We start from the raw sequence: 25,345 nt of genomic DNA on the forward strand, positions 1-25,345 counted from the left end.
CGTATTTGCGCTGATTTTGCCAGGAACTGTGTCACATGATCGAGAAAGACCTGAATTTCGATGAAATCGATCTACGGATCCTCACGAGCCTGCAACGCAACTCGGCCTTGTCGCAGCGTGATTTGGCAGAGCATGTCGGACTTTCGCAAAATGCATGCTGGCGCAGGCTGCAGCGTCTGCAGGCAAGCGGGATCATCGGCAATGCCCGATCCGAGATCGATCTCGACCTCCTGGGCTTCGATCTGACGGTCATTGTGATGATTCGCACACGCCACCATTCCAAGGAATGGGCTGACGATTTTCGCAGGCATGTCGATCGCCTGCCGGAGGTGATCGACTTTTACAGGATCGGGGGAGATTGGGATTATCTGATCAAGGTCGTGACCCGCGGAATATCCGGGTATGACGCATTTTATCAGAAGCTCATCACGAATTTCGATCTCGCGACGGTGACGGGCTTTTTCGCGATGGAGGCGATCATTCGCAACCGTGCACTGGATCTCAGCCGAATGAACCGGTGAGACCTGGTTCGGTTTCCAGCCATATTTGGCGGCACAACCGATGGATTAACCCGCAGAATGTGCCTAGCCCACCCTAAAGCAGGCTAGGCGCTTTTTATCGTCGCTTAGAGAACCGAGACGTTTTCAGCCTTCGATTTACCGGTCTTGCGATCCTGTCCGACTTCGAAGCTGACCTTGTCACCTTCGCGAAGCGAGCCGCCGCGCTGCAGAGCAGAAACGTGAACGAACACGTCCTGGCCGCCATTCTCAGGCGTGATGAAGCCGAAGCCCTTGTCGTCGTTGAAGAATTTAACCGTACCTGTCGCCATGAGAAACCTGTTTCCTATGTAATCCGCGAAATTGCGATGGGCAAACTATAGCGCCACCGCTTCACTATCAACCCCAGCACCATGAACACCGTGATGCCCGGCCCGTATCAACGCCAAATTTTCTTGCCACCGACTACGCAAAGTATCTTAAGCATTGATATCTCTGGCGAGCAAGCCTGCCGCGACACCTAACTCCGTTATCTTGATCGGATATTGGTCGGATAGCGGGCAATAAGCCGTATAAACCAGGGGGTTGCCCCCGACCCGACGCTGTAAACGATGCTAGAATTTGAGGAAGCCCATGATCAAAAGCACGACGGTTTTCACCAATGCCAGGCTGGCGGACGGCATTCTGCGCGATATTCACGTCGAGTCGGGCCGGATATCTGCGATTGAAGCAGCAGGCTCGGTTACTCCTTCTGCCGAGGTCATCGACATCGGCGGCGAGTTGCTGGTTCCGGGTTTTGTCGAAGGGCACATCCATTTGGATACGAGCTTCTACGGCGATAAATGGATGCCGCATCGGCCCTGCACCAACGGTTTCGATGTGCAGGAGCGGGTCACCTTCCAGGCGGAGAACATGGCCGCCGCGGCGCCGATGGACAAGCGGGCCCGCGATCAGCTCGATCTCTGCATCGCCAATGGCACGCTTTCCATGCGCAGCCACGTGATGGTCGATGGTTCGGTCGGGTTGAAATCGCTGGAGACGATCCTGGCGGTTCGCGAGGACTATAGGGATGTGATCGATATCCAGCTGGTGGCTTTCCCGCAGAGCGGCATCCTCAGGAGCCCCGGCACACCGGCGCTGCTGGACGAGGCCATCGGGCTGGGTGCCGATCTGGTCGGCGGTCTCGATCCAGCCAGTTTCGATCGTGACGTCACCGGCCATCTCGATGTGGTCTTCGGCGTTGCCGAAAAGCACGGCGTCGATATCGACATTCACCTCCACGATGCCGGCAGCATGGGCGCGTTTACCATCGAGGAAATCTGCGCCCGCACGGTGGCGCTCGGCATGCAGGGCCATGTCGCGATCAGCCATGCCTATGGGCTTGGGGATCTCGGCGCTGACGCGGCGCGCAAAATTGCCGCAACGATTGCGAAAAGCGGCGTTTCGATCATGACCAATGCGCCGGGCAACCACAATTTCCCGCCGGTCGCTCTGTTGCGGCGAGAAGGCGTCACCGTGTTCAGCGGCAGCGACAATATTCGCGACAGCTGGTGGCCCTATGGCGATGGCGACATGCTGCACCGGGCGGAAATCATCGGCTATCGCTCGGGCTTTTATACCGATGAGGACCTGAAGGCGGCTTTCGATATCGTCACGTCGGAAAGCGCCAAGGCGCTTTGGATCGAGTCCTATGGCATCGAGGTCGGCGGACAAGCGGATTTCGTGACGCTTTCGGCCGCCAATATTCCGGAAGCGGTGGTCGCGTTCCCCGGCAACAGGCGTGTGTTCAAGGGTGGACGTCTCGTTGCCCAGGGTGGCAAACGGGTCTGATTCGCTTTGAGATCGGTGACGGAGGGCGGCTTGAAACCGTAACTCCGCCGATCGGGATGGCGGGCATGGTGTTCTTCGTCCACATCATGATACCGGTCGAACAGCCGGAGTCGGACAGGCCTTTGCTATTACCGGAGGTCCTGACGCGAATTACCCTGCAGCTCGTTTGATACTGAGAGGAGATTTCATGACATTCAATGCCGAAACCAAGGGCGTTTACGCCATTGCCGCGACGCCGTTTAACGACGATGGTTCGATCGATTTCAATTCCGTCGATCGGCTGACCGATTTCTATGAGGAGAGCGGCTGCACCGGCATTACCATTCTCGGCATCATGGGAGAGGCGCCGAAGCTGGAGGCGGATGAAAGCCGGGCGATCATCAAGCGGGTGGTTTCCCGTGCGAAGGTGCCGATCATCGTCGGCGTGTCGGCGCCCGGTTTCGCGGCCATGCGGTCGCTCGCTCGCTCCTCCATGGACATGGGTGCCGCAGGCGTGATGATCGCGCCGGGGCAGGGCGCCAAGACCGACGACCAGACCATAAATTATTTTGCAGGCGCCGTGGAAGCGGTTGGTGAAGACGTGCCATGGGTGCTGCAGGACTATCCGCTGACGCTCAACACGGTGATCGCAACCAGCGTGGTCGCCAAGATCATCACCAACCATCCCTCCTGCCTGATGCTGAAGCATGAGGACTGGCCGGGTCTTGAAAAGATTTCCAGGCTGCGCGCGATGCAGAAGGCCGGAGAGTTGCGGCCGTTCTCCATTCTCTGCGGCAATGGCGGCATGTTCCTCGATTTCGAGCCGGAGCGTGGCGCCGATGGGGCAATGACCGGCTACGGTTTCCCGGACATGCTGACCGAGCTGGTCGGGCTTTTTGCCGCCGGCAAACGCGACGAGGCGCATGACCTGTTCGACGCGCATCTTCCACTGATCCGCTATGAGCAGCAGCTCGGAATCGGTCTTGCCGTGCGCAAGCACGTGCTCAAGCGCCGCGGCGTGATTGCCTCCGATGCGCAGCGCAAGCCCGCCCAGATGCTGACGCCGGCCGCCAAGTCAGAGGTGGACTATCTGCTTGCACGCCTTGCCCGCCACGACAAGCGCGCAGCACTATGAGATCAGAGGGAGTGGGATACGAGGTCCCACTCCTTTCTCCGCCCATTTTTCGAGGATGAGGCTGGCTGCTGCCTATTGGCCGCATTCCGTGATAGGTCTTGAGCCCCCGAGATTCGATCAGCGACGGAAAAACAGCATGCATTGCAAACTCATCGGCGTTCCCCTTCAGGATGGAGCATCCCAGCTCGGTTGCGAGATGGGGCCGAGTGCGTTGCGCACGGCAGGCCTTGCAGGCGCGCTCGCCGATCTCGGCCATCAGGTCAGCGATCTCGGCAATCTGGCGCTGCCGGCGGTATCGGAGATTACGCATCCCAACACGGCGGTTCGCCGCCTGCCTGAGATCGTCGCCTGGGTCGAACTGCTGACCAAGATCGCCCACCGTGAAAGTGCCGAGGGCATGCCGATCTTTCTCGGCGGCGATCATGCGATGTCGGCCGGTATCGTCGCGGGCCTGGCACGCACCGCGGCGGAAAAGCAGCGCCCGCTCTTCGTTCTCTGGGTCGATGCGCATACGGATTTCCACACGCTGGAAACGACCGGCAGCGGCAATCTGCATGGCGTTCCCGTCGCCTATTTCACGGGTCAGCCGGGTTTCGAGGGTTATTTCCCGCCCCTTACGCATCCGGTCGATCCGGCCAATGTCTGCATGATCGGCATCCGCAGCGTCGATCCGCAGGAGCGCTCGGCGATCAACAAAAGCGACATCACCGTGCATGACATGCGGGCGATCGATGAACACGGCGTCGGTGCGGTGTTGCGTTCGTTTATCGAAAAGGTCGAGGCCGCCGGCGGTCTGCTGCATGTCAGCCTCGACGTGGATTTCCTCGATCCTTCGGTTGCCCCTGCCGTCGGCACCACGGTGCCGGGTGGTGCGACATTCCGCGAAGCGCATCTGGTGATGGAGATGCTGCATGACAGCGGTCTCGTCACCAGCCTCGATCTGGTCGAGCTCAACCCATTCCTCGATGAACGCGGCCGCACCGCCACCCTGCTGGTGGACCTGACCGCCAGCCTGATGGGCCGTACCGTGCTCGACCGCCCGACGCGGCGGTTCTAACGGCTCGTCAGATCAGCATGCTGGCGCCGCGGTCCAGATAGGTATCGAGGAACTGGTCGAGACGCGGATGGCGCGGCTTGGCAAAGACCTCCGAGGGCGGGCCTGAGAACAGCAGCTTGCCATGGTCGAGGAACGAGATCTGCTGGCCGACGGTCGCGGCAAAACCAATTTCGTGGGTCACGACGACCATGGTCATGCCTTCATCGGCCAGATCCCGCATCACTTTCAGCACTTCGCCCGTCAGTTCCGGATCAAGCGCTGATGTCGCCTCGTCGAACAGCATGATCTTCGGCTCGAGTGCCAGGGCGCGTGCGATGGCGACGCGCTGCTGCTGGCCACCGGACAATTGCGACGGGTAATGGCCGGCGCGGTTTTCCAGGCCAACCTTGCGCAGCTGTGCCATGGCCTTTTCCTCGGCGTCGGCCTTCGGCAGCTTCCGAACGATCTTCAGGGCTTCGCTGACATTGCCGAGCGCCGTCATGTGCGGCCAGAGATTGAACTGCTGGAAGACCATGCCGGTTTGCGCGCGCACAGCGCGGATCTGCGCGGCGGACAGGCGTTCGCGCTTGCCATCGGGCTTTTCGAAAAAGCCCAGCGCCTCGCCGTCGATGGTGATCATGCCGCTGGTTGATTCCTCCAGGAAGGCCAGGCATCGCAAAAGCGTGCTCTTGCCCGAGCCGGAAGGGCCGATCAGGCAGGAGACCTTCCCCTCTGGTATTTCGAGGTTGATATCCTGCAGAACGGTCGTCTCTCCGAAACGCTTGACCAGATTGCGGATGATTATGGCGGGTAGGGTCATGCTTTCGAAAACCTCAAACGGGAAAGCCGGTATTCGGCGGCGCGGCCAAGCCGGTCTGTCAGCTCGACAAGTGCCCAGTAGACGACAGCGAGAATGAAGATCGCCTCGAGATAGGCATATTGCTGCGAGCCGATGGCGCTGACGGTGGCCGTCAGTTCCGGCACGGTGATGATCGACAGAACGGCGGATTCCTTCAGCAGGATGACCGAAAGGTTGACCGCCGGCGGCAACACGATCAGCGCCATTTCCGGGATCTGGATGCGGCGGATCGTCTGCAGGCGCGTCATGCCAAGGCAGCCGGCGGCTTCCACATGGCCAACAGGCACGGCGGCAAAGCCGGCGCGGAAGATCTCGCTGTAATAGGCGGCGCTGTAGACGGTCAAACCGATCAGGCCGCAGGGGATCGGGTCCAGCATCAGGCCGACGAACGGACCACCGTAATAGAGAAGAAAGATCTGGATCAGGAAGGGCGTGCCGCGCAGCACTTCGACAACGGAGCCGAGGACTGCGTTGGTCGCAAACCCACCGAAGCGGCGGGCGGTTGCCACGAGAAAGCCGATAACGACGCCACCGGCAATGCCGGCGATCCAGAGCAGAAGCGTGACAAACAGCCCGCTCCCGAGTTCGGGCAGCTTTTCGATGATGACCTGAGGACTGAACATCATGCGGAAGTCCTCGCCATCGATCTTTCCGCGTACCGACCGAGAAGCGCGATCGTCGAGCAGATCACGAAATAGACCAGTCCGGCACTGAGAAAGATCGGGATCGGCTGGTAAGTGCTGGATGCCAGATCCTGCGCCATCTTTGTCAGCTCGATGATCCCGACGACAGACACAAGCGACGATGCCTTGAGGATCATGATCGATTCGTTGACAAGCGTCGGGAGCGTCAGCCGCAGAGCGATCGGGACCTGGATACGCGCAAAGATCTGCAGCGGATTGAAGCCCGTCACCTCAGCTGCCTCGATCAGGCCTTTCGGCACGCTGGAGAAGCCGCCGCGCAGGTTTTCCGCCTGATAGGCGGCGGTGCAGAGCGACAATCCGATGATTGCCGCGACGATGCTCGGCACGTTGAGACCGATCGCCGGCAGCAGCGTGTAGATCAGCAGCAGCTGGACGAGCAGCGGCACGCCGCGGAAGAAGCTGACGAATAGTCGTGCGGGTGCCGAATAAATCGTCTTGCCAGACAGGGTCGCAGCCGAAAGCAGGATCGCGATCACGAATCCGATCGCAATCGAAACCAGGCTGATGCCGATGGTCGACACCGCCGCCTGCAGAAGAAGCGTGAATAGTTTGAACGTCATCTGTCGTCACGTCTCGCCCGGAGGAATGCGGCGGGCGGATGGAGCAGTGGGTGAAGCGGGCAGGACAGGAGCTGTCCTATCCTGCCCGTTCGCAAGGTGTCTTAGAACGCAGGTTCTTTCACTTCGTCCGGTGTATCGAACGTTGTGCCGAACCACTTTTCCTGCAGCTTAGCAAGGCGCCCGTCCTTCTTCATCTTGATGACTTCGGAATTGACGTATTCGACGAGGCTCGCGCTATCGGCGTCCTTCTTGCCGATGAAGCCGAAATAGGCCTTCTTGCCGAAGGCGGGCGTGACAACTTCGAAGACGCCGGCCCGCTGCTTTGCGACGAAGGCGATGTTCGGCAGCGAATTTGCGACGGCAACGATCCGGCCGGCAGCCAGATCCGCATAGGCGTCGTTGAAGGAAACGTATTCGCGGGCGGTCACCTTTGTCGGCAGCGTCTCGGAATATTGCTGCAGCTGAGCAAGCTGCGCGGTCGCCTTGCCGGCGCCGACGGCCTTGCCGGCAATGTCTTCAGGCTTGGTGATCGATGTATCGCCGGCTTTCTTCAAGATGGCGACGGTTGCCTCGGCAATCGGCGCAGTCATCTTGAAGCGTTCCAGGCGTGCCTTGGTGATGGTGGCAGGGCCCGCGACGAAATCGAACTTGCCGGCTTCCAGTGCCGGGAAGACGCCATCCCATGGCAGCTCCACCCATTCGATCTTGACGCCGAGATCCTTGCCGAGTTCTGCGAAGAAATCGACGTTCAGGCCCGTATGCGTACCGGCATCGATAAAGTCGAAAGGAGCAAAGGCGGTTTCCGTGCCGACCTTCATGACGCCGGCCGCCTTGATGCGGGCAAGCGCGTCATCTGCGGCATGGGCGGAAAGTGCCGTGGTTACGAGAAGCGCGGCGCCGACGGCGGCCTTCAGCAGGTGTCTCTTCAGCATTGGTGATGTCTCCACGTTATCGGCAACGCGTGCCGATGGCTGTTCCCGTTTATTGGCTCGGCGGCGTGAACCGGCAAAGCATGGAACAAATAGACAGAGCTTCCGAAACAGAGTCAACGCGGTTTCGCACTGCAATATAGGCTAGGTAAGTGCGAAGATAGCGATCGATCAGCCGATCGCGAGCGCGTCTTTCAAGCCGAGACCCTGCTTCTCCTGGAGGTCGAGATCAGCCTCGATATGATCGATATGGTGCAGCATCAGAGCGGCTGCCCGGTCGCCATCGCCGTCCTTGAGCGCGTCGAGGATCGCGAAGTGCTCGCTGTGGCCGCAGCTCGACACACCTGATCGGCCGTAAAGCGCGATCACCAGTGAAGAGCGGGCTATCAATTCGTCCATGAAGCGCTGGAGAATGGCATTTCCGGCGACCGAAGCCAGCATCAGGTGGAAATCTCCCGAAGCCTTGATCTCGGCGCGTCGTGCAGCCGGACCGCGCTCGGTCATATAGCGCTCCTCTTCCTGAAGCTGTCGGCGGAACTGCTCGATGTCGTCTGTTGTGATACGCTCGAGCGCGGCCGCGACGATGCCGGGCTCGATCAGCCTACGCGAAGCAAAGATCTGCCGCGCTTCGTCGGGAGACGGATTGGAGACGAAGGCGCCGCGGTTTCTCTCCGTTTTCACCAGGCCTTCGAAGGTCAGCATCTGCAGTGCGGCGCGGGCGACGGTGCGGCTGACATCGAACAGCGATCCGACTTCGGCTTCCGAAAGCTTGGTTCCGGGCGCGAGGCGACGGTCGATGATCGCGTTGCGCAGCGCTTCGCGTATCGCCATAGACCGGTCTTCCGGCGTCGTCTCGCTGAGAATGATCTGCTCGCTGATACTCATCACCACATCCCGTTAATCTCCCTTACTCCAGCCACATCGAGATTGCCAGATCGGATGTCTGCGATCCACGGCAAGGATTGCATACGATTTGCGCATGGGATCGGCATCGATCGCATGATTTTTGCGCATTGCACTCAAACGGTTTCATCAGCGCAAACCGATGTTCTCGTGCGGTCAAAGGGTTACCGGAACTGGCACGGCGGATGCATCTCATTTCCCAAGCAGGGAGCACCGCATGAGCAAAGCCGCCGAAATCGATATCGCCTCCGTCACCAAGACCTATGGGACGACGACGGCGGTCCATGCGATCAGTCTCAAGATCCCGGCCGGCACCTATTGCTGCCTGCTTGGCCCGTCCGGCTGCGGCAAGACGTCGACGCTGAGAATGATCGCCGGCCACGAAAGCATCACGTCGGGCGACGTGCGGCTCGGCAACACGGTGGTGACGGACCTTCCGCCCGCCAAACGCGGCACGGCGATGATGTTCCAGTCCTACGCGCTGTTTCCGCATCTCGATCTGGTCGATAACGTCGCCTTCTCCCTGAAGATGAAGGGCGTCGACAAGGATGTCCGCCGTGCCAAGGCGATGGACCTGCTGCGGCTGATGCAGATGGAAGGCTATGCAACGCGCCGTCCGGCCCAGCTTTCCGGCGGTCAGCAGCAGCGCGTGGCGCTTGCCCGCGCGCTGATCACCGATCCGGAAGCGCTGCTGCTCGATGAGCCGCTTTCCGCGCTCGATCCGTTCTTGAAGATCCGCATGCGCGCGGAGTTAAAGAAACTGCAGACCTCGCTCGGCATAACGTTCGTGCATGTGACCCACAGCCAGGAAGAGGCGATGGCGCTGGCCGATATCATCGTCATCATGAATGACGGTCGCATTGAGCAGGCGGCTCATCCGCGCGTCGTGTTCGAAAAGCCGGCGACGGCCTTCGTTGCGAAGTTCATGGGCGATCACAACGTCATTTCCGGTCGCGTCACCAAGAGCGATGGCCGGGAGCTGATGCTGTCCGTGCCGGCCGGTGCCGATTTTCTCGCCGTCGGCGACAATGGCGAATTGACCGATCAGGCCGATATCGCCATTCGCACCGATCATGTCCGGATCGGCCAGCCATCCGAGACGGGCCTCGGTTTTACCGGCTCGATCACCAATATCGAATATCGCGGTTCCTCGGTGAAGCTGTCGGTCAACGGCGCCGGCATCGAGGATTTTACCGCGATCCTCTCCGACACCGATTTCTTCGCCAATCCGGTCAAGGTCGGAGAGGCGATCCCCCTATGCTGGGGCCGGGAGGACGCGATTGTCCTCGGGCGCCTCAAGCACTGATCCCACTCACAATAATCAACTAGAGGAGAACATGGGAATGACTGAAATTCAAAAGACCGCAAAGGGACTTTCGCGCCGCTCGCTGCTGAAGACCGCATCCGCTGCTGCCGGCCTTGCCGCCGGTTCGGGCGCCATTACCGGCTTCCCGACCATCTGGGCGCAGAACCCGATCACGATCCGCCAGTTCGGTACCGGCGTTTCGAACCTCAATGCGATTGCCGAAAAGTGCAAGGCCGATCTCGGCATCACGCTTGAGATGACCGCAACCGACTCCGATGCGGCTGCCCAGCGCGCCGTCACGCAGCCGAACTCCTACGACATTGCCGACATCGAATACTGGATCCTCAAGAAGGTCTATCCGGCAGGCGTCATCCAGCCGATGGATGTGAAGAAGCTGAAATATTACGACAAAGTCGTGCCGCTGTTCAAGAACGGCAAGCTGAAGCCGGACAGCGTGATCGCCCAGGGCACGGCGCCGCATACGGTCGGCTTCGTCGAAAAGGCGGGCGACAAGAAGTTCGCCAAGGAAGAGACCCAGTGGTTCACCATGATGCCTACGATCTACAATGCCGATACGCTCGGCATTCGTCCGGATCTGGTCGGCCGTGAAATCTCCACCTGGGCCGATATCATGGACCCGAAGTTCAAGGGCAAGACGTCGATCCTGAACATCCCGTCGATTGGCATCATGGATGCCGCGATGATCATGGAAGCCATGGGCAACATCAAGTATGCCGACAAGGGCAACATGACCAAGGCCGAGATCGATGCGACCATCGATTTCCTGATTAAGGCCAAGCAGGCGGGCCAGTTCCGCGCCTTCTGGAAGTCGTTCGACGAGAGCGTCAACCTGATGTCGTCGGGCGAAGTCATCATCCAGTCGATGTGGTCGCCAGCCGTTGCCGCTGTCCGCTCCAAGGGCATCGCCTGCAAGTATCAGCCGCTCAAGGAAGGCTATCGCTCGTGGGGCGGCGGTCTCGGTCTTGCCGCCCATCTTTCCGGCGCAAAGCTCGATGCGGTCTATGAATATATCAACTGGTACACATCCGGTTGGGTCGGCGCCTACCTCAACCGCCAGGGTTACTATTCCGCTGCCATGGACACGGCCAAGGAACACATGTCGGCCGACGAGTGGGGCTACTGGATCGAAGGCAAGGCAGCCCAGGGCGATATCGTCGCGCCCGATGGCAAGGTCATGGAAAAGGCCGGTGCCGTGCGCGATGGCGGTTCCTTTGAGGAACGCATGGGTCACGTCGCCTGCTGGAATTCGGTGATGGACGAGGACCGCTACATGGTTCGCCGCTGGAACGAATTCATCGCGGCTTGATCGACATCTTCCTTCCCTCATTCCTGTGCTCGTCACAGGAATCCAGCCAGCCCAAGCCCTTGGGCTGAAGAGGGTCTCTAACCGCGCAGACGCGCGGTTGCTGGATCCCTGTGACGAGCACAGGGATGAGGGTGGGGCACCAACCTTGCCACAGATCCCTTCTCCCCGCCCGCGGGGAGAAGGTGGCGGCAGCCGGATGAGGGGCACCTTTCCGGACCGCTCTTTTTCGAAACGACAGGAGCCTTTTGGTGATGGTGGCAGTGCGATTCCTAGGTGTTGGCGAACCGAAGCCGAAGCGGCAGATCCGCATCCCGCTCGGCCTCGTCTCCTATCTGCAGGCGACGCCGCTGACGCTGATCCTTGGGTTTTTCCTGGCGCTTCCGATCCTGATGATCGTGATCGTCAGTTTCTGGGATTACGATTTCGCCCAGATGTATCCCGACTTTCTGACCATGAACTATGTGGAGACGCTCGGATCCTGGGTCACCTGGAAGACCTATCTCAACACGCTGAAATTTGCGGCGATCGTCTGGGCGATCACGCTGTTCGTCGGATTCTGGGTCGCCTATTTTCTCGCCTTCCACATTCGCACCTCGGCGATGCAGATGGTGCTGTTTCTGGTCTGCACCGTGCCGTTCCTGACATCCAACATCATCAGGATGATTTCGTGGATCCCGGTTCTCGGGCGAAACGGTTTGATCAACAGCGCGCTCGTCAGCGCCGGCATCGTGCCGGAGCCGATCCAGTGGCTGCTCTATTCGGATTTCGCCGTCGTGCTTGCCATGGTGCATCTCTACACGCTGTTCATGGTGACGCCGATCTTCAACACGCTGATGCGGATCGACAAGTCGTTGGTCGAAGCGGCGCGTGATGCCGGTGCCACATCCTTTCAGATCCTCACCAATGTCATCATTCCGCTTGCCAAGCCCGGCATGGCGATCGGCACGATCTTCGTGGTGACGCTGGTGATGGCCGACTTTTCCACCGTGCAGGTCATGTCCGGCGGCCAGAGCGCTTCGGTGGCGTTGATGATGAAGAACCAGATGTCGCTGCTGCAATACCCGGCTGCCGCTGCCAACGCGGTGGTTCTTCTCGTCCTCGTTCTCTTGATGGTCGCGGGCATCCTGCGCATCGTCGATATCCGCAAAGAACTGTGAAGATGGGGGAGCTTTGAGATGCACAGCGACAAGCGCGGCCGCGAATTCTATTTCCTCGCTATTTTCTTCGCCATCTTCGTGCTGTTTCTCTACGGGCCGCTGTCGGCGGTGCTGATCCTGTCGTTCCAGGGACCGAACGGTGGCCTGACATTTCCGTTGAACGGCGTCTCCACCCGCTGGTTCGTCAACCTGTTCGAGACGCAAGCGGTCGGCGATTTCGGCGGTTCGTTCCGCCGTTCCACAGCACTCGGGGTGATGGTGATGATCGTCACCGTCGTCGTGGCACTTCTGGCGGGCCTTGCCTTCCGCCGCAAGTTTGCCGGTGCGACTGCCCTCTTTTATCTGGCGGTGGCCAGTCTCGTCGTGCCGTCGATCATCGTCTCGCTCGGCATTGGTGTCGTCTTCCAGCAGTTCGGGTTCGAACCGTCCTGGTACACGTCTGCCTTCGGCGCGCATCTGACATGGACGTTGCCGTTCGGCGTGCTGATCATGTTTGCCGTGTTCAACCGCTTTTCGCCCTCCTATGAAGAGGCTGCGCGCGATCTCGGCGCCTCGTCCTGGCAGACGTTTTCCAATGTCGTGCTGCCGATGATCGCGCCCAGCCTGATCGGTGTCGGGCTGTTCGGGTTCACGCTTTCCTATGACGAGTTTGCCCGCACGCTGATGACGGCGGGCACGTACAATACGCTGCCACTCGAAATCTACGGCATGACCACCAATGTCACGACGCCGGTACTTTATGCGCTGGGGACGGTGACGACGGTGTTCTCGTTCCTGGTCATTGCCGGAACGCTCGGCTTGATCGTCTATATCAACCGTCGCCGCCTGCGGAGCTGATCCCACACGATGCGCATTCTGATCGTCAACCCCAATACCACCGCCAGCATGACGGCGACCGTCGCCGACAGCGCCGCCCGCGTTGCGAATTCGGCCACGCAAATCCACGCCGTCACATCGTCCATGGGGCCGGTGTCGATCGAGGGCTATTATGATGAGGTGTTTGCGGTGCCTGGCCTTTTGGTCGAGCTTGCCAAGGGTGAAAAGGCTGGTGCCGACGCGGCGATCATCGCCTGTTTCGATGATACGGGGCTCGATGCCGCCCGGGCTCTCGCCCATATCCCTGTTATCGGCATCTGCGAAGCGGCAGTCTCTGCCACCGCTTTCATCGCGCAACGGTTCACGATCGTGACGACCATGGAACGCTCACGCCTCCCGCTCGAACATCTCGTCCATCGCTACGGCATGTCGGGCCGCTGCAAGGTGCGGGCCGCCGATATCCCGGTCCTGTCGCTGGAAGATCCGACATCCAATGCGCGCGAGCGCCTCCGCTTAGAAATCGCGCTAGCCTTGAAGGAAGACAAGGCCGAGGCGATCGTGCTCGGTTGCGCCGGCATGGCCGACCTTACCGCAGAGCTGCGGGCCGAATTCGGGGTGCCGGTCGTGGATGGTGTCGCGGCTGCCGTCAAACAGGCGGAAATGCTGGTGGCACTCGGCCTGTCGACAGCTAAAAACGGCGGCTATGCGACGCCGGTCAACAAGCCGTATGTCGGGCTTCTCGAAGGTTTTGCACCGGGCAGGCTTGCCGCGCGATGACAGGCGCAGCCATCGTCCGGACGTTGACGCTTGTGGAAGTCGAACGCCTTCTCGACTGGGCGGGAGACGAAGGCTGGAACCCCGGGCTTGCCGATGCGGCGGCGTTCCATGCGGCAGATCCCGATGGTTTCTTCGGCTGTTTCGTCGATGGCGTGCTGGCTGCGGGCATTTCCGCTGTGCGGTACGGCAGCGACTACGGGTTTATCGGTCTCTATATCGCGCATCCCGATTCCCGCGGGCTGGGGATGGGCCGGCGCGTATGGGATGCCGGCATGGCCTATCTCGAGGGACGGACGATCGGTCTCGATGGCGTTGCGGAGCAACAGCAGAATTATCGGAGCATGGGGTTCGCGCCGGTCTATGAAACCGCCCGCTGGAGCGGCCGGCTGGAGGGCGCTGCCGTTGCCGGGGTGACCGATGTCACAGCTGATATTTTGCCGGCTATCATCCGCTACGATGGCAGCGTCTTCCCGCAGGTCCGCGAGGCGTTTCTTGCCGAGTGGCTGAAGTCGCCGAGGACTGCAAAGGTCCTGATCGAGGATGAAGAGATCAGAGGCTACGGCGTCTGCCGAAAATGTCGCGACGGGTTCAAGATCGGTCCGCTTTTTGCCGAAGGTCTGAGCGAAGCCGTATCGTTGCTGCGAGGCCTTGCCGTGGAAACCGGAGGCGAGACCATTCACATTGATGTGCCGGCGCCGCAGCAGGCATTTGCCGACTATCTGGCAGAAGCCGGATTCCAAAAAGGTTTTACGACAGCCCGAATGTATCGCGGCTTGCCGCCGTCAGCGCAGACATCCGATGTCTTCGGGGTCACGACGTTGGAACTCGGGTAGAATCCGGGAAGCGAAGCTCGGCGGTCTTGTTGCCTGGCACGTTCTCCGCAGCATCCAGCGACGTGCGGATTCGGATTTTGCCGACGTCGATCACATGACGCATCGCCGACATCGCCTTTTGCGGATCGCGGGACGCGATGGCATGGGCGATGCGCAGATGGTTGGAGGCGACTTCGTCGATCATTTCCGGCGACGCGGCCGGTGACGACAGCTGGAAGGAAATCGCCAGTGCCGCCTCGATCAAAGCGCTTGCCGAACGCATGAACGGATTGCCGGACATGCGGGCGATGGCCAGGTGGAATTCGAGATCCACGTTGGCGATAGATTCCGGCGTGTGGTTGAGATTGTCGAATTTGGCAGCGATCGCGTAAAGCGAAACGATGTCATCGCTCGTTGCCCTCAAAGCCGCCGCTGCCGCCGCTGCCGGCTCAAGCGCGGTGCGCATTTCGGCCAGATGCTCGATGAACTCGTAGTCGAGACTCGTCTCGAAACGCCAACTTAAGACATCCGCGTCGAAGAAATTCCAGCTCGAACTGTCGAGGACGCGGGTACCGACCTTCGCCTTGGCTTCGACCAGCCGCTTGGCGGACAGCGTCTTCATCGCCTCGCGTAACACCGTGCGCGATACGCCGAACCGTGCGGAAAGCTCGGTGTCGCCGGGCAGGAGAGAGCCTTCGGGGAACGTGCCGGAAACGATCCCGCGGCCAAGCCCAGCGACCACCGTTGCGTGGTTGCTACGGCGCTTTCGCCCGTTAATCGTCGTTTCCAGCAAACTCAAACTAGATCTCCTTAAGCCGACTCTCGGCCAATCGCCGGTTTGAATACCAGATGATACCGCGCTGCAACACAATGAACACGAAAAGGAGGATGCCGATGACGATCTTCGTCCACCAGGACGACAGGGTTCCGTCGAATACGATGTAGGTCTGGATCAGTCCCTGGATAAGAATGCCGACGAATGTGCCGGCCACAAGTCCGACGCCGCCGGTCAAAAGCGTTCCGCCAATCACGACAGCTGCAATCGCATCGAGTTCGACGCCGACGGTCGCCAGCGAATAACCGGACGAGGTATAAAGCGTGTATGCGATGCCGGCCAAGCCCGACAGGAAGCCGGACAGAGCATAGATGCCGATCGTCGTGGAGCCAACCGGAACCCCCATCAGTTCCGCCGACTGGATATTGCCGCCGATCGCATAGACATTCGCGCCGAACCGCGTCCTTCCGGCAATGAACCCGCCAATGATGAAGACGAGCAGCATCAAGATCGCAAGCGCCGTCAGTCGCCCGCCGCCGGGAAAGCGGAAGTAGAAGCCCTGGATCGCGTCGATCATCTCGTGGCTGATCGGTACCGACGCCGTGGAAATCAGGTAGGCGGCGCCGCGTGCCAGAAACATGCCGGCCAACGTCACGACGAAAGGCGGAATGCCGAGATAGCGGATCATCGCCCCCATCAGACTGCCGAACAGGGTGGAGATGACGAGAACGGCTAAGAAGGCAGTCAGCGGGTGCAGGCCGAGCGAGCCGACGGCGACGGCCACGAACACGCTTGTGAAGGCGATGACCGAGCCGATCGAGAGATCGATGCCTCCCGACAGAATGACGAAGGTCATGCCGACAGCGGCGATGCCGAGAAACGCGTTGTCCGTCAGCAGATTACCGATCACCCTCGTCGACAGCATGTTCGGAAACTGCAGGATGCAGAGACCGTAGGCTATAACGAAGATGGCAAGCGTCGTGACGAAGGGAAGGTTGCGGGTGTGGATCATCTTGCCGCTCCTTCAACCTTGGAAACCGGGTTCTTGCTGCCTTTCGGCTGCGACCTCAAGAAGCCAAGCATGGTGATGACGGCGGGTGATTGCAGTGTCAGCACGATGATGATGATGCCGGCCTTGATGATGAGGTTGAATTCCGGCGGGAAGCCGGAAACGAGAATGCCGGTGTTGATCGACTGGATGATCAGCGCGCCGATCAGCGACGCTGTGATCGAGAAGCGACCGCCGTTCAGCGACGTGCCGCCGATCACGACCGCGAGGATCGCATCGAGTTCAAGCCAGAGGCCCGCATTGTTGGCATCGGCGCCACGGATATCGGCGGTCACGATCAGGCCCGCGACGGCGGCACAAAGGCCCGAGATCGCATAGACGAAGAACAGCAGGAAGCGGGCCTTCACACCGGCAAGCGTTGCGGCACGGCGGTTGATGCCGGTTGCTTCGATCAGAAAGCCGAGCGCCGAGCGGCGGACCAGCAGGCCGACGAGAAGGCCGGTGCCGAGCCAGAGAAAGATCGGGATCGGAATGCCGGCGAAGGAACCGGATCCGAGCGATGAAAACGTATCGTCATTGAAGGTGAGGATGACGCCCTCTGTGATCAGCTGGGCAATCCCGCGTCCCGCTACCATCAGGATCAGCGTTGCGATGATCGGCTGGATATCGAGGAGGGCAACCAGAATGCCATTCCAGAGCCCGCAGACGAGGCCGATGCCGAGCGATACGACGATGACGACCGGGATCGGATATCCATCGGCAATCAGCGTTGCGGCAACGGCACCGCAGATGGCGATCACGGCGCCGATCGACAGATCGATCCCGCGCGTCGCGATGACCAGCGTCATGCCGATGGTCAAAAGTGCGACCGGTGCGGCGCGCACCAGAATGTCGATCAGGCTGCCGTAGACGCGGCCGTTCTGGACCGAGATCGTCAGGAAGCCAGGCGCAATCGCCGTGATCATCCCAAGAATGATCACAAGCGCGATCAGCTGCGGCGCAAGTCGCTTGAGGCGACGGGTTATCGGGTTCATCAGGCGGCCTCCGTCCGGTTCGGTGCGGCAATCGCCTGCATGATATTGTCGGCGTTGACGTCGCTGCCGGTGAGTTCCGCCACGTGGCGGCGGTCGGAGAGTACAATGACCCGATGGGCGATCGCTGTGAGTTCCTCCAGTTCGGAGGAAATCACAACAAGCGACATGCCTTCGGCACACAGCCGCTCGATCATTTTCAGGATTTCCGCGTGAGCGCCGATATCGATGCCGCGGGTCGGTTCGTCGAGGATCAGAAGCCGTGGTTCCGTCGCCAGCCAGCGCGCGAGGATAGCCTTCTGCTGGTTGCCGCCGGAGAGGAATTTGATCGGGCGCTGGGCATCCGCAGGGCGAATGTCCAGAGATTTGATGAACCCTTCGGCCAGCGCGTGGCGTTCGCGTGACGAGATCGGCTTTGCCCAGCCCTGACGGGCCTGCAGTGCCAGGGCGATGTTGTCGGCCACGGAAAGGTCGCCGATGATTCCATCCGTCTTGCGTTCTTCCGGACAGAAGCCAAAACCGTTGGAGATTGCCGCGACCGGCGAGGAGAGGGCGATCTCCTTGCCGTCGATGCTGGCTGTGCCGCTGTCTGCGCGGTCGATGCCGAAAAGGAGGAAGGCCGTTTCGCTGCGGCCAGACCCGAGAAGTCCAGCGACGCCGACGACTTCACCGGGGCGGATGTCGAGATCGAACGGGGCGACGCTGCCGCGTTTTCCGTAGCCGGCGAAACGGATGGGCGCCTCGCCGGTTGGGGCGACGGTTTCTTCGTGGGCCTGATGCTCGCGGGTGATGTCCTGCAGCTCGCGGCCGAGCATCATAGAGATGAGTTCAAGACGCGGCAGGTCGGCCAGCTCGCGGCTTCCCACCAGTTTGCCATTGCGCAACACGGTGACCCGGTCGGCCACCGCATAGACCTGGTTCAGAAAGTGCGTGATGATGATGATGCCGAGACCTTGTTCGCGCAGCCTGCGCAGCACGACGAACAGCATTTCGACTTCCTGGCTGTCGAGACTTGCGGTTGGTTCGTCGAGAACAAGCACCTTGCCGGAAAGATCGACGGCACGGGCAATCGCGACGATCTGGCGGATCGCGACGGAATAGGAGGAGAGAAGCGCATCGACGTCGATATCGAGGCCGTATCTTGCGAGAAGCGCTTTCGCGCGCCGACGCATCTCGCGTCGGTCGATGAACCCGAAGCGGCTTGGTTGGCGACCGAGGAACAGGTTTTCGGCCACCGTGAGGTTTTCAAGAAGATTGACTTCCTGATAGACGGTGCCGATGCCGAGTGCCTGCGCTTCCGCGACGTTGGCCGGCGTCACGTCATGGCCATCCAGCCGCATCTCGCCGCGGTCACGCGTGTAGACACCTGTCAGGATCTTGATCAACGTGGATTTGCCGGCGCCATTTTCTCCAAGCAGCGCGTGGATTTCACCCCGCTGCAGCGTGAAGTCCACGCCCTCAAGCGCGGTGACGCCGAGAAAGGATTTGCCGACGCCCCTTGCTTCCATGAGCGGGTCATCGAGACGTTCTCGGTCTGTGGCGGAGAACGAATTTTCTGAGGAAGTCTGTATGTCTGTCATGCTCCAGCCCGCATAAGTGGAGGCCGGGACAGCTCTTGAAAAAGCTGCCCCGGTTGAAAACTGCCCGGCTCGGTCGAGAGCTAGATCGGGCGGCGGGAGATCAGTAGCCGAGGCCCTTCTTGGCTTCGTACACCTTCATCGGGTCATCAGAAGCCGTGTACAGCTTCGATTCTGTCTGGATCCACTTTGGTGGTTCCTTCTTGTCCTTCAGGTAGGCTTCGAGTGCGTCGAGCGCGGGGCCTGCCATGTTCGGCGTGAGCTCCACAGTTGCGTTTGCTTCACCCTTCGACATAGCCTGGAAAATATCCGGAACGGCGTCGATCGAGACGACCTTGATGTCGGTGCCCGGCTTCAGCCCGGCTTCCTTGATGGCCTGGATCGCGCCGACGGCCATGTCGTCATTATGAGCGTAAACGGCGCAGATGCCCTTGCCGCCGCCTTCTGCCTTGATGAAGCTTTCCATGACTTCCTTACCCTTGGTGCGGGTAAAGTCACCGGTCTGCGAACGCGCGATCTTGATGTTCGAATGCGAGGCAATAGCCTGTTCGAAACCCTTCTTGCGGTTGATGGCAGGTGAGGAACCGGTGGTTCCCTGCAGTTCCACGACCTTGCAGTCCTTGGAGCCGACATCCTTCACCAGCCAGTCGCCTGCAACCTTGCCTTCAAAGGTCTGGTCAGAGGTGACGGCCGTCAGGTAGAGATCTTTCGGTGCATCGATTTCGCGGTCGAGAAGGATGACAGGGATCTTTTCTTCCTTGGCTTCCTTCAGGACTGCGTCCCAGCCGGTGGCAACGACAGGTGCGATCAGGATCGCATCGACGCCCTGGGCGATAAAGCCGCGGATTGCCTTGATCTGGTTTTCCTGCTTCTGCTGCGCATCGGCAAACTTGAGGGTGATGCCGCGCTTTTCGGCCTGCTGCTTCGTCACTGTCGTTTCGGCAGCGCGCCAGCCGGATTCAGATCCGATCTGCGAGAAGCCGATTGTCAGGGATTTTGCGGAAACGCTCGACGCTAGGCATGCGGTAACAACGGCGGTAGCCGCCCATAGTGCTCTCTTCATCTTAAATCCTCCCAGAGATGATAAGAAAACTGACGGTCGAAGGTTTGGCATATAATCATACTTTTGCAAGACGCAAAATTGCGAAAAATCACGCTTTCGAAACGCGATTTTGCGAGATCCTCATTTATCTATATGATTCCACTCGCTATTTAGAATTCTCCCTTGTTTACGATGATGGCACTCTGAAGCCATCTCGTTCTTGACAGTACGTCCCGTTATCCAATAGTCGTATTAATGACGCATCGGATCGTGATCTGATGGGAGGGGTTGGCGCGGTTTCGGGAGACACTGCGCTTCAATATTATCAGACTTATCGGATGGCAGGGCATATGTTGCGAATTCTTCAGGTTGCGAGCTTGTCTGGCGATGTTCAGGTTGTCGCCTGGAGCGGAGATACTCCGCGCGTCGTCAATGGCGTTTCCTCAACCTACGAGCTTGCCCAGAAGGCCATTGCAGCAGGCCTGAGTCTGGCGCAGCAGATCGAAGCACTCGGGCTTGGTGATGAAGTCGACCTCGACGTTGCCGCGCAGAGCGGACGTCTTGGTCTGCCGGTCTCGCATCCCGATCCAGCCCATTTCATCGTTGCCGGCACCGGCCTCACGCATCTCGGTTCCGCCGATGGTCGCGACAAGATGCACAAGGCAGCGCAGTCGGAAGAAAAGCCGACCGATTCCATGCGCATGTTCCTGATGGGCGTCGAGGGCGGCAAGCCGAAGGACGGCGAAGTCGGTGCTCAGCCGGAATGGTTCTACAAGGGCAATGGAACGCAGCTGCGCGCAACCGGCGAAGATCTCGTTTCTCCCTCGTTCGCGCTCGATGGTGGCGAGGAGCCGGAACTGGCGGCGATCTATCTGATCGGTCCCGACGGCACGCCGTTCCGCCTCGGCTTCTGTCTCTCCAACGAATTTTCCGATCACGTGACCGAGAAGGGCAACTATCTCTGGCTTGCCCATTCCAAGCTGCGCCAGGCAGCGCTCGGACCGGAACTTCTGGTCGGCGAGCTGCCTGATCATGTCGAAGGCACGTCGCGCATCCGTCGCGGTGACGAGGTGATCTTCGAAAAGCCGTTCCTGTCGGGCGAAGCGAACATGTCGCACTCGATCGCCAACCTCGAATACCACAATTTCAAATACGACCTGTTCCGCCAGCCGGGCGATCTGCATGTCCATTTCTTCGGCACGGCGACGCTGTCGGTCTCGCATGGCATCAAGACCGAAGTCGGCGATGTGTTCGAGATCGATGCGGCGCCGTTCAAGCTGCCGCTCGTGAACCGTCTGGGTGTGGCAGCGGAAACGCCTGTCGCGATCAAGGCGCTCTGAGGTGGCCATGACCCCCATTCGTCTCGCTATCGTCGGACTTGGCAAGATTGCCAGGGACCAGCATCTCGGCGCAATCGAAGCGACCGACGGGATCGATCTCGTCGCAGTCGCCAGCCGCAACGCCTCGCTCGAGAATGTCGCGTGCTTTGCCGATATTCACGAGCTGCTGGCCTCCGGCGTCGAAATCGACGCCGTCTCTCTCTGTACGCCGCCCCAGGGCCGGTTCGAGCAGGCAAAGGCAGCGCTTGAAGCCGGCAAGCATGTAATGCTCGAAAAGCCCCCGGGTGCGACGCTTTCGGAGGTCTTTGCGCTGGAAACGCTGGCGAGAGAAAAAGGCCTCAGCCTGTTTGCAACATGGCATTCCCGCGCTGCCGCGGCTGTCGAGCCTGCAAGGGCGTTGATCGCCGAGCGGACGTTGAAAAGCGTTTCGGTCGAGTGGAAGGAAGATGTTCGCCACTGGCATCCGGGTCAGGCGTGGATCTGGGAGCCGGGCGGTCTCGGCGTTTTCGATCCCGGCATTAATGCTCTGTCGATCGTCACGCGGATCATGCCCGAAACGTTTCATCTCGTGCGCTCCGAACTGACCTTCCCGGCCAATCGTGCAGCGCCGATCGCTGCAAGCCTTGCCTTCGAAACGAAAAGCGGCTTGCCTGTGGCGGCCGAATTCGACTGGCGTCAGACGGGGCCGCAGACCTGGGACATCCGGGTCGAGACCGAAGAGGGCACGATCGTCCTCACCCACGGCGGCAGCCGCCTGATCGTCGACGGCGAGGCGCAGATCGTCGAGGAAGATCGCGAATATCGCAATCTGTATCGGGATTTCGTGGCGCTCGTCACCAAGGGTGACAGCGATACGGATTTCTCACCGCTGGTGCATGTGGCGGATGCCTTCATGCTTGGCCGGCGCATTGAAACTGAAGCATTCGAGGACTGAAGATGAGCAATTCGGAAAACGCGCCCTCAAGTGAAATCGCCGAAACCGGAGAGCGCCGCCAGGACGCGCGTAAGCTGCGGTCGCGCGCCTGGTTCGACAATCCTGACAATGTCGACATGACCGCGCTCTATCTCGAGCGCTACATGAACTTCGGTCTCAGCCAGGCCGAACTTCAGTCAGACCGGCCGATCATCGGCATCGCCCAGACCGGTTCGGACCTGTCGCCGTGCAACCGCCACCACCTCGAGCTTGCCAACCGTCTGCGCGAAGGTATTCGCGAAGCGGGCGGCATCGCCATCGAATTTCCGGTGCATCCGATCCAGGAAACCGGCAAGCGCCCGACCGCGGGCCTTGACCGCAACCTAGCCTATCTCGGCCTTGTCGAAGTTCTCTACGGTTACCCGCTCGATGGCGTCGTGCTGACGATCGGCTGCGACAAGACCACGCCAGCCTGTCTTATGGCTGCTGCCACCGTCAACATTCCAGCCATCGCCCTGTCGGTCGGCCCGATGCTGAACGGCTGGTTCCGCGGTGAACGCACCGGTTCCGGGACGATCGTCTGGAAGGCACGCGAACTTCTGGCCAAGGGCGAGATCGATTACGCGGGCTTCGTGAAGCTTGTCGCGTCTTCGGCACCATCCACCGGCTATTGCAACACGATGGGTACGGCAACGACGATGAACTCGCTGGCCGAAGCGCTGGGCATGCAGTTGCCGGGTTCGGCCGCCATCCCGGCGCCTTACCGTGACCGCCAGGAAGTTTCGTATCTCACCGGCCTTCGCATCGTCGAAATGGTCAAGGAAGACCTGAAGCCTTCCGACATCCTGACCAAGGACGCTTTCATCAACGCCATCCGCGTCAATTCCGCGATCGGCGGCTCGACCAATGCGCCGATCCACTTGAACGCGCTCGCCCGCCATACCGGCGTGGAACTGACGGTCGACGACTGGCAGACCTATGGCGAGGAAGTGCCTCTCCTGGTCAACCTGCAGCCAGCCGGCGAATATCTCGGTGAAGACTATTACCATGCCGGCGGTGTTCCGGCTGTTGTCAACCAGCTGATGACGCAGGGCCTCATCAACGAAGATGCGATGACGGTGAACGGTAAGACGATCGGCGACAACTGTCGCGGTGCGATTATCGAGGACGACAAGGTCATCAAGCGTTACGACGAACCGCTGAAGGCACGCGCCGGCTTCCGCGTTCTGCGCGGCAACCTGTTCTCTTCCGCAATCATGAAGACCAGCGTTATCTCGCCTGAGTTCCGCGAGCGTTACCTCTCCAATCCGAACGATCCGGAAGCCTTCGAAGGCCGTGCGATCGTGTTCGACGGTCCGGAAGATTATCACCACCGCATCGACGATCCATCGCTCGAGATCGACGAGCATTCGGTTCTCTTCATGCGCGGTGCCGGTCCGATCGGTTATCCGGGCGCTGCCGAAGTGGTCAACATGCGCGCTCCCGATTACCTTCTGAAGCGGGGTATCAGCTCGCTCGCCTGCATCGGTGATGGACGCCAGTCCGGCACGTCGGGCAGCCCGTCGATCCTCAACGCGTCTCCGGAAGCGGCAGCAGGTGGTGGTCTTGCACTTTTGAAGACCGGCGACCGTGTGCGCATCGATCTCGGTCGCGGCGAAGCCAACATCCTGATTTCGGATGATGAGCTTGCACAACGTCGAAGCACTCTGGACGCCGAGGGCGGCTATCGCTATCCGAAGCACCAGACGCCGTGGCAGGAAATCCAGCGCGGCATCGTCGGGCAGATGGAAACCGGCGCGGTTCTCGAACCGGCTGTCAAATACCAGCGCATTGCGCAGACCGAAGGTCTGCCGCGCGACAATCACTGACCTGAAAAAGGTCGTGAGGGGAGGCGGGGAGCCTCTCCCGGATAATACGGCAGCTTAATTGTGAGCTGCTTGAAACGGAGGAGTTACTTATGAAAATTTTGAAACTCATGACCACGGTTGCAATTTTCGCAGGTGTCGCGCTCGCGTCGCCTGTGTTTGCTGCAGACAAGGGTCTCGTCGGCGTCGCGATGCCGACCAAGTCTTCTGCCCGCTGGATCGCCGATGGCGACAACATGGTCAAGGTTCTGAAAGAACGTGGCTATGACGTGGACCTTCAGTACGCTGAAGACGATATCCCGAACCAGCTGTCGCAGATTGAAAACATGGTCACCAAGGGTGCCAAGGTTCTCGTGATTGCATCGATCGACGGCACGACACTGTCCGACGTTCTGCAGCAGGCTGCCGATCAGAAGATCAAGGTCATTGCCTATGACCGCCTGATCCGCGAAACACCGAATGTCGACTATTACGCGACCTTCGACAACTTCCAGGTCGGCGTTCAGCAGGCAACCTCGCTGGTAAAGGGTCTCAAGGCCGATACCGAAAAGGGCCCGTTCAACATCGAACTGTTCGGCGGTTCGCCGGACGACAACAACGCCTTCTTCTTCTATAACGGTGCGATGAGCGTCCTTCAGCCGCTGATCGACAAGGGCACGCTCAAGGTCGGCTCCGGCCAGACCGGCATGGACAAGGTCGCGACCCTTCGTTGGGATCCGGCAACTGCCCAGTCTCGCATGGACGCCATCCTGTCCTCGACCTATTCCGACAAGAAGCTGAACGGCGTTCTGTCTCCCTATGACGGTATCTCGCTCGGCATCATCTCGTCGCTGAAGGGCGTAGGCTACGGTTCCGGCGACATGCCGATGCCGATCGTCTCCGGTCAGGACGCGGAAGTGCCTTCGGTCAAGTCGATCATCGCCGGCGAACAGTATTCGACGATCTACAAGGACACGCGCGAACTCGCGAAGGTCACCGTAGACATGGTCGATGCTGCCATGAACGGCAAGGAACCGGTTGTCACCGACACCAAGACCTATGACAACGGCAAGAAGGTCGTTCCGTCCTACCTGCTCAAGCCAGTTGTCGTCGACAAGACGAACTGGAAGGTCCTCGTCGATACCGGCTACTACCAGGAATCGCAGCTCAAGTAAGTCTCTGGCCGC

General features: G+C 60.1%; 25 protein-coding genes. 14 read left to right on the top strand and 11 right to left on the bottom strand.

Annotated features, from left to right (window positions below; genetic code table 11):
• The first annotated feature begins 35 nt into the window (after positions 1-35).
• A complete protein-coding gene (locus tag BLW69_RS00090) occupies positions 36-521 on the top strand; it encodes an Lrp/AsnC family transcriptional regulator (RefSeq protein WP_062462056.1) in 486 nt (161 codons plus the stop codon).
• 104 nt (positions 522-625) lie between these two features.
• Here BLW69_RS00090 and BLW69_RS00095 read toward each other — a convergent pair whose 3' ends face one another.
• Positions 626-829: a cold-shock protein gene (locus BLW69_RS00095; protein ID WP_012760580.1), complete on the bottom strand. Its 204-nt coding sequence runs from the start codon at positions 827-829 to the stop codon at positions 626-628.
• 301 nt (positions 830-1,130) lie between these two features.
• On the opposite strand from BLW69_RS00095, the gene BLW69_RS00100 reads away from it, so the two are divergent.
• From BLW69_RS00100 to rocF, 3 genes are all read left to right on the top strand, one after another.
• On the top strand, positions 1,131-2,327 hold the full coding sequence (locus BLW69_RS00100) for an amidohydrolase family protein (RefSeq protein WP_092659156.1): 1,197 nt from the start codon (positions 1,131-1,133) through the stop codon (positions 2,325-2,327).
• Positions 2,328-2,514: 187 nt separating this feature from the next.
• A complete protein-coding gene (locus BLW69_RS00105) occupies positions 2,515-3,441 on the top strand; it encodes a dihydrodipicolinate synthase family protein (RefSeq protein WP_092659158.1) in 927 nt (308 codons plus the stop codon).
• A 136-nt stretch (positions 3,442-3,577) separates the two neighbouring features.
• The gene (gene rocF / locus BLW69_RS00110; RefSeq protein WP_092659160.1) at positions 3,578-4,498 is read left to right on the top strand and encodes an arginase; all 921 of its coding nucleotides are present in this window, start codon (positions 3,578-3,580) and stop codon (positions 4,496-4,498) included.
• Between the two features lie 7 nt (positions 4,499-4,505).
• Here the strand turns inward: rocF and BLW69_RS00115 are convergent, their stop codons facing one another.
• The 5 genes from BLW69_RS00115 to BLW69_RS00135 form a co-directional block, all read right to left on the bottom strand.
• Positions 4,506-5,297, bottom strand: a complete 792-nt coding sequence (locus BLW69_RS00115; protein ID WP_092659162.1) for an amino acid ABC transporter ATP-binding protein — start codon at positions 5,295-5,297, stop codon at positions 4,506-4,508.
• The gene (locus tag BLW69_RS00120) at positions 5,294-5,962 is read right to left on the bottom strand and encodes an amino acid ABC transporter permease (RefSeq protein WP_092659164.1); all 669 of its coding nucleotides are present in this window, start codon (positions 5,960-5,962) and stop codon (positions 5,294-5,296) included. Before BLW69_RS00120 ends, BLW69_RS00115 begins: the two co-directional genes overlap by 4 nt.
• Positions 5,959-6,600 carry an amino acid ABC transporter permease gene (locus tag BLW69_RS00125; RefSeq protein ID WP_062462075.1) on the bottom strand — a complete coding sequence of 214 codons (642 nt, stop codon included), beginning with the start codon at positions 6,598-6,600 and terminating at the stop codon, positions 5,959-5,961. The genes BLW69_RS00120 and BLW69_RS00125 overlap by 4 nt, the downstream gene beginning before the upstream one ends.
• 101 nt (positions 6,601-6,701) lie before the next feature.
• The gene (locus tag BLW69_RS00130; RefSeq protein ID WP_092659166.1) at positions 6,702-7,532 is read right to left on the bottom strand and encodes a transporter substrate-binding domain-containing protein; all 831 of its coding nucleotides are present in this window, start codon (positions 7,530-7,532) and stop codon (positions 6,702-6,704) included.
• Positions 7,533-7,700: 168 nt separating this feature from the next.
• Complete coding sequence (locus tag BLW69_RS00135; RefSeq protein ID WP_092659168.1) at positions 7,701-8,414, bottom strand: GntR family transcriptional regulator; 714 nt, start codon at positions 8,412-8,414, stop codon at positions 7,701-7,703.
• A 235-nt stretch (positions 8,415-8,649) separates the two neighbouring features.
• Here BLW69_RS00135 and BLW69_RS00140 point away from each other — a divergent pair, with 235 nt between their 5' ends.
• From BLW69_RS00140 to BLW69_RS00170, 6 genes are all read left to right on the top strand, one after another.
• Entirely contained in the window at positions 8,650-9,738 is a 1,089-nt protein-coding gene (locus BLW69_RS00140; protein ID WP_092659170.1) for an ABC transporter ATP-binding protein, read from the top strand.
• A 37-nt stretch (positions 9,739-9,775) separates the two neighbouring features.
• The gene (locus BLW69_RS00145) at positions 9,776-11,065 is read left to right on the top strand and encodes an ABC transporter substrate-binding protein (protein ID WP_092659172.1); all 1,290 of its coding nucleotides are present in this window, start codon (positions 9,776-9,778) and stop codon (positions 11,063-11,065) included.
• A gap of 251 nt (positions 11,066-11,316) precedes the next feature.
• Positions 11,317-12,222 (top strand): ABC transporter permease, encoded by a 906-nt coding sequence (locus tag BLW69_RS00155; protein ID WP_092659174.1) that lies wholly within the window; start codon positions 11,317-11,319, stop codon positions 12,220-12,222.
• Between the two features lie 18 nt (positions 12,223-12,240).
• Positions 12,241-13,059, top strand: coding sequence for an ABC transporter permease (locus tag BLW69_RS00160; RefSeq protein WP_092659176.1), 819 nt, complete (start codon positions 12,241-12,243; stop codon positions 13,057-13,059).
• 9 nt (positions 13,060-13,068) lie between these two features.
• Positions 13,069-13,815: an aspartate/glutamate racemase family protein gene (locus BLW69_RS00165; protein ID WP_092659178.1), complete on the top strand. Its 747-nt coding sequence runs from the start codon at positions 13,069-13,071 to the stop codon at positions 13,813-13,815.
• Complete coding sequence (locus tag BLW69_RS00170; RefSeq protein WP_092659180.1) at positions 13,812-14,648, top strand: GNAT family N-acetyltransferase; 837 nt, start codon at positions 13,812-13,814, stop codon at positions 14,646-14,648. Before BLW69_RS00165 ends, BLW69_RS00170 begins: the two co-directional genes overlap by 4 nt.
• On the opposite strand, the gene BLW69_RS00175 is transcribed toward BLW69_RS00170, so the two are convergent.
• From BLW69_RS00175 to ytfQ, 5 genes are all read right to left on the bottom strand, one after another.
• Positions 14,626-15,426, bottom strand: a complete 801-nt coding sequence (locus BLW69_RS00175; RefSeq protein WP_082471960.1) for a FadR/GntR family transcriptional regulator — start codon at positions 15,424-15,426, stop codon at positions 14,626-14,628. The genes BLW69_RS00170 and BLW69_RS00175 overlap by 23 nt on opposite strands.
• Position 15,427: 1 nt before the next feature.
• Positions 15,428-16,414 carry a galactofuranose ABC transporter, permease protein YjfF gene (gene yjfF / locus BLW69_RS00180; protein ID WP_082471961.1) on the bottom strand — a complete coding sequence of 329 codons (987 nt, stop codon included), beginning with the start codon at positions 16,412-16,414 and terminating at the stop codon, positions 15,428-15,430.
• Positions 16,411-17,445, bottom strand: coding sequence for an ABC transporter permease (locus BLW69_RS00185; protein ID WP_162759423.1), 1,035 nt, complete (start codon positions 17,443-17,445; stop codon positions 16,411-16,413). The genes yjfF and BLW69_RS00185 overlap by 4 nt, the downstream gene beginning before the upstream one ends.
• Positions 17,445-18,950 (bottom strand): sugar ABC transporter ATP-binding protein, encoded by a 1,506-nt coding sequence (locus BLW69_RS00190; RefSeq protein WP_244508712.1) that lies wholly within the window; start codon positions 18,948-18,950, stop codon positions 17,445-17,447. Before BLW69_RS00190 ends, BLW69_RS00185 begins: the two co-directional genes overlap by 1 nt.
• Positions 18,951-19,122: 172 nt before the next feature.
• Positions 19,123-20,082: a galactofuranose ABC transporter, galactofuranose-binding protein YtfQ gene (gene ytfQ / locus BLW69_RS00195; RefSeq protein WP_062581523.1), complete on the bottom strand. Its 960-nt coding sequence runs from the start codon at positions 20,080-20,082 to the stop codon at positions 19,123-19,125.
• A gap of 329 nt (positions 20,083-20,411) precedes the next feature.
• Between ytfQ and araD1 the strand changes: the two genes are divergently transcribed.
• From araD1 to chvE, 4 genes are all read left to right on the top strand, one after another.
• The gene (gene araD1 / locus BLW69_RS00200) at positions 20,412-21,401 is read left to right on the top strand and encodes an AraD1 family protein (RefSeq protein ID WP_092660905.1); all 990 of its coding nucleotides are present in this window, start codon (positions 20,412-20,414) and stop codon (positions 21,399-21,401) included.
• A gap of 1 nt (position 21,402) precedes the next feature.
• On the top strand, positions 21,403-22,335 hold the full coding sequence (locus BLW69_RS00205; RefSeq protein WP_092659184.1) for a Gfo/Idh/MocA family protein: 933 nt from the start codon (positions 21,403-21,405) through the stop codon (positions 22,333-22,335).
• Between the two features lie 2 nt (positions 22,336-22,337).
• Complete coding sequence (locus tag BLW69_RS00210; RefSeq protein WP_092659186.1) at positions 22,338-24,182, top strand: IlvD/Edd family dehydratase; 1,845 nt, start codon at positions 22,338-22,340, stop codon at positions 24,180-24,182.
• A 107-nt stretch (positions 24,183-24,289) separates the two neighbouring features.
• Positions 24,290-25,333 (top strand): multiple monosaccharide ABC transporter substrate-binding protein, encoded by a 1,044-nt coding sequence (chvE, locus tag BLW69_RS00215; RefSeq protein WP_244474109.1) that lies wholly within the window; start codon positions 24,290-24,292, stop codon positions 25,331-25,333.
• Positions 25,334-25,345: the final 12 nt, after the last annotated feature.

The organism is Rhizobium sp. NFR12 (assembly GCF_900108545.1).
Classification (GTDB): Bacteria; Pseudomonadota; Alphaproteobacteria; order Rhizobiales; family Rhizobiaceae; genus Neorhizobium; species Neorhizobium soli.

Excerpts from the sequence above, each read along its gene's own strand:
- BLW69_RS00115 (WP_092659162.1), bottom strand. The coding sequence starts at position 5,297 with ATGACCCTACCCGCCATAATCATCCGCAATCTGGTCAAGCGTTTCGGA.
- BLW69_RS00125 (WP_062462075.1), bottom strand. The coding sequence starts at position 6,600 with ATGACGTTCAAACTATTCACGCTTCTTCTGCAGGCGGCGGTGTCGACC.
- BLW69_RS00165 (WP_092659178.1), top strand. The coding sequence starts at position 13,069 with ATGCGCATTCTGATCGTCAACCCCAATACCACCGCCAGCATGACGGCG.
- BLW69_RS00160 (WP_092659176.1), top strand. The coding sequence starts at position 12,241 with ATGCACAGCGACAAGCGCGGCCGCGAATTCTATTTCCTCGCTATTTTC.
- BLW69_RS00095 (WP_012760580.1), bottom strand. The coding sequence starts at position 829 with ATGGCGACAGGTACGGTTAAATTCTTCAACGACGACAAGGGCTTCGGC.
- ytfQ (WP_062581523.1), bottom strand. The coding sequence starts at position 20,082 with ATGAAGAGAGCACTATGGGCGGCTACCGCCGTTGTTACCGCATGCCTA.
- BLW69_RS00145 (WP_092659172.1), top strand. The coding sequence starts at position 9,776 with ATGACTGAAATTCAAAAGACCGCAAAGGGACTTTCGCGCCGCTCGCTG.
- BLW69_RS00090 (WP_062462056.1), top strand. The coding sequence starts at position 36 with ATGATCGAGAAAGACCTGAATTTCGATGAAATCGATCTACGGATCCTC.
- BLW69_RS00130 (WP_092659166.1), bottom strand. The coding sequence starts at position 7,532 with ATGCTGAAGAGACACCTGCTGAAGGCCGCCGTCGGCGCCGCGCTTCTC.
- yjfF (WP_082471961.1), bottom strand. The coding sequence starts at position 16,414 with ATGATCCACACCCGCAACCTTCCCTTCGTCACGACGCTTGCCATCTTC.
- BLW69_RS00135 (WP_092659168.1), bottom strand. The coding sequence starts at position 8,414 with ATGAGTATCAGCGAGCAGATCATTCTCAGCGAGACGACGCCGGAAGAC.
- BLW69_RS00105 (WP_092659158.1), top strand. The coding sequence starts at position 2,515 with ATGACATTCAATGCCGAAACCAAGGGCGTTTACGCCATTGCCGCGACG.
- BLW69_RS00140 (WP_092659170.1), top strand. The coding sequence starts at position 8,650 with ATGAGCAAAGCCGCCGAAATCGATATCGCCTCCGTCACCAAGACCTAT.
- BLW69_RS00190 (WP_244508712.1), bottom strand. The coding sequence starts at position 18,950 with ATGGAAGCAAGGGGCGTCGGCAAATCCTTTCTCGGCGTCACCGCGCTT.
- araD1 (WP_092660905.1), top strand. The coding sequence starts at position 20,412 with ATGTTGCGAATTCTTCAGGTTGCGAGCTTGTCTGGCGATGTTCAGGTT.
- BLW69_RS00100 (WP_092659156.1), top strand. The coding sequence starts at position 1,131 with ATGATCAAAAGCACGACGGTTTTCACCAATGCCAGGCTGGCGGACGGC.
- BLW69_RS00185 (WP_162759423.1), bottom strand. The coding sequence starts at position 17,445 with ATGAACCCGATAACCCGTCGCCTCAAGCGACTTGCGCCGCAGCTGATC.
- chvE (WP_244474109.1), top strand. The coding sequence starts at position 24,290 with ATGACCACGGTTGCAATTTTCGCAGGTGTCGCGCTCGCGTCGCCTGTG.
- BLW69_RS00120 (WP_092659164.1), bottom strand. The coding sequence starts at position 5,962 with ATGATGTTCAGTCCTCAGGTCATCATCGAAAAGCTGCCCGAACTCGGG.
- BLW69_RS00170 (WP_092659180.1), top strand. The coding sequence starts at position 13,812 with ATGACAGGCGCAGCCATCGTCCGGACGTTGACGCTTGTGGAAGTCGAA.
- BLW69_RS00210 (WP_092659186.1), top strand. The coding sequence starts at position 22,338 with ATGAGCAATTCGGAAAACGCGCCCTCAAGTGAAATCGCCGAAACCGGA.
- BLW69_RS00155 (WP_092659174.1), top strand. The coding sequence starts at position 11,317 with ATGGTGGCAGTGCGATTCCTAGGTGTTGGCGAACCGAAGCCGAAGCGG.
- rocF (WP_092659160.1), top strand. The coding sequence starts at position 3,578 with ATGCATTGCAAACTCATCGGCGTTCCCCTTCAGGATGGAGCATCCCAG.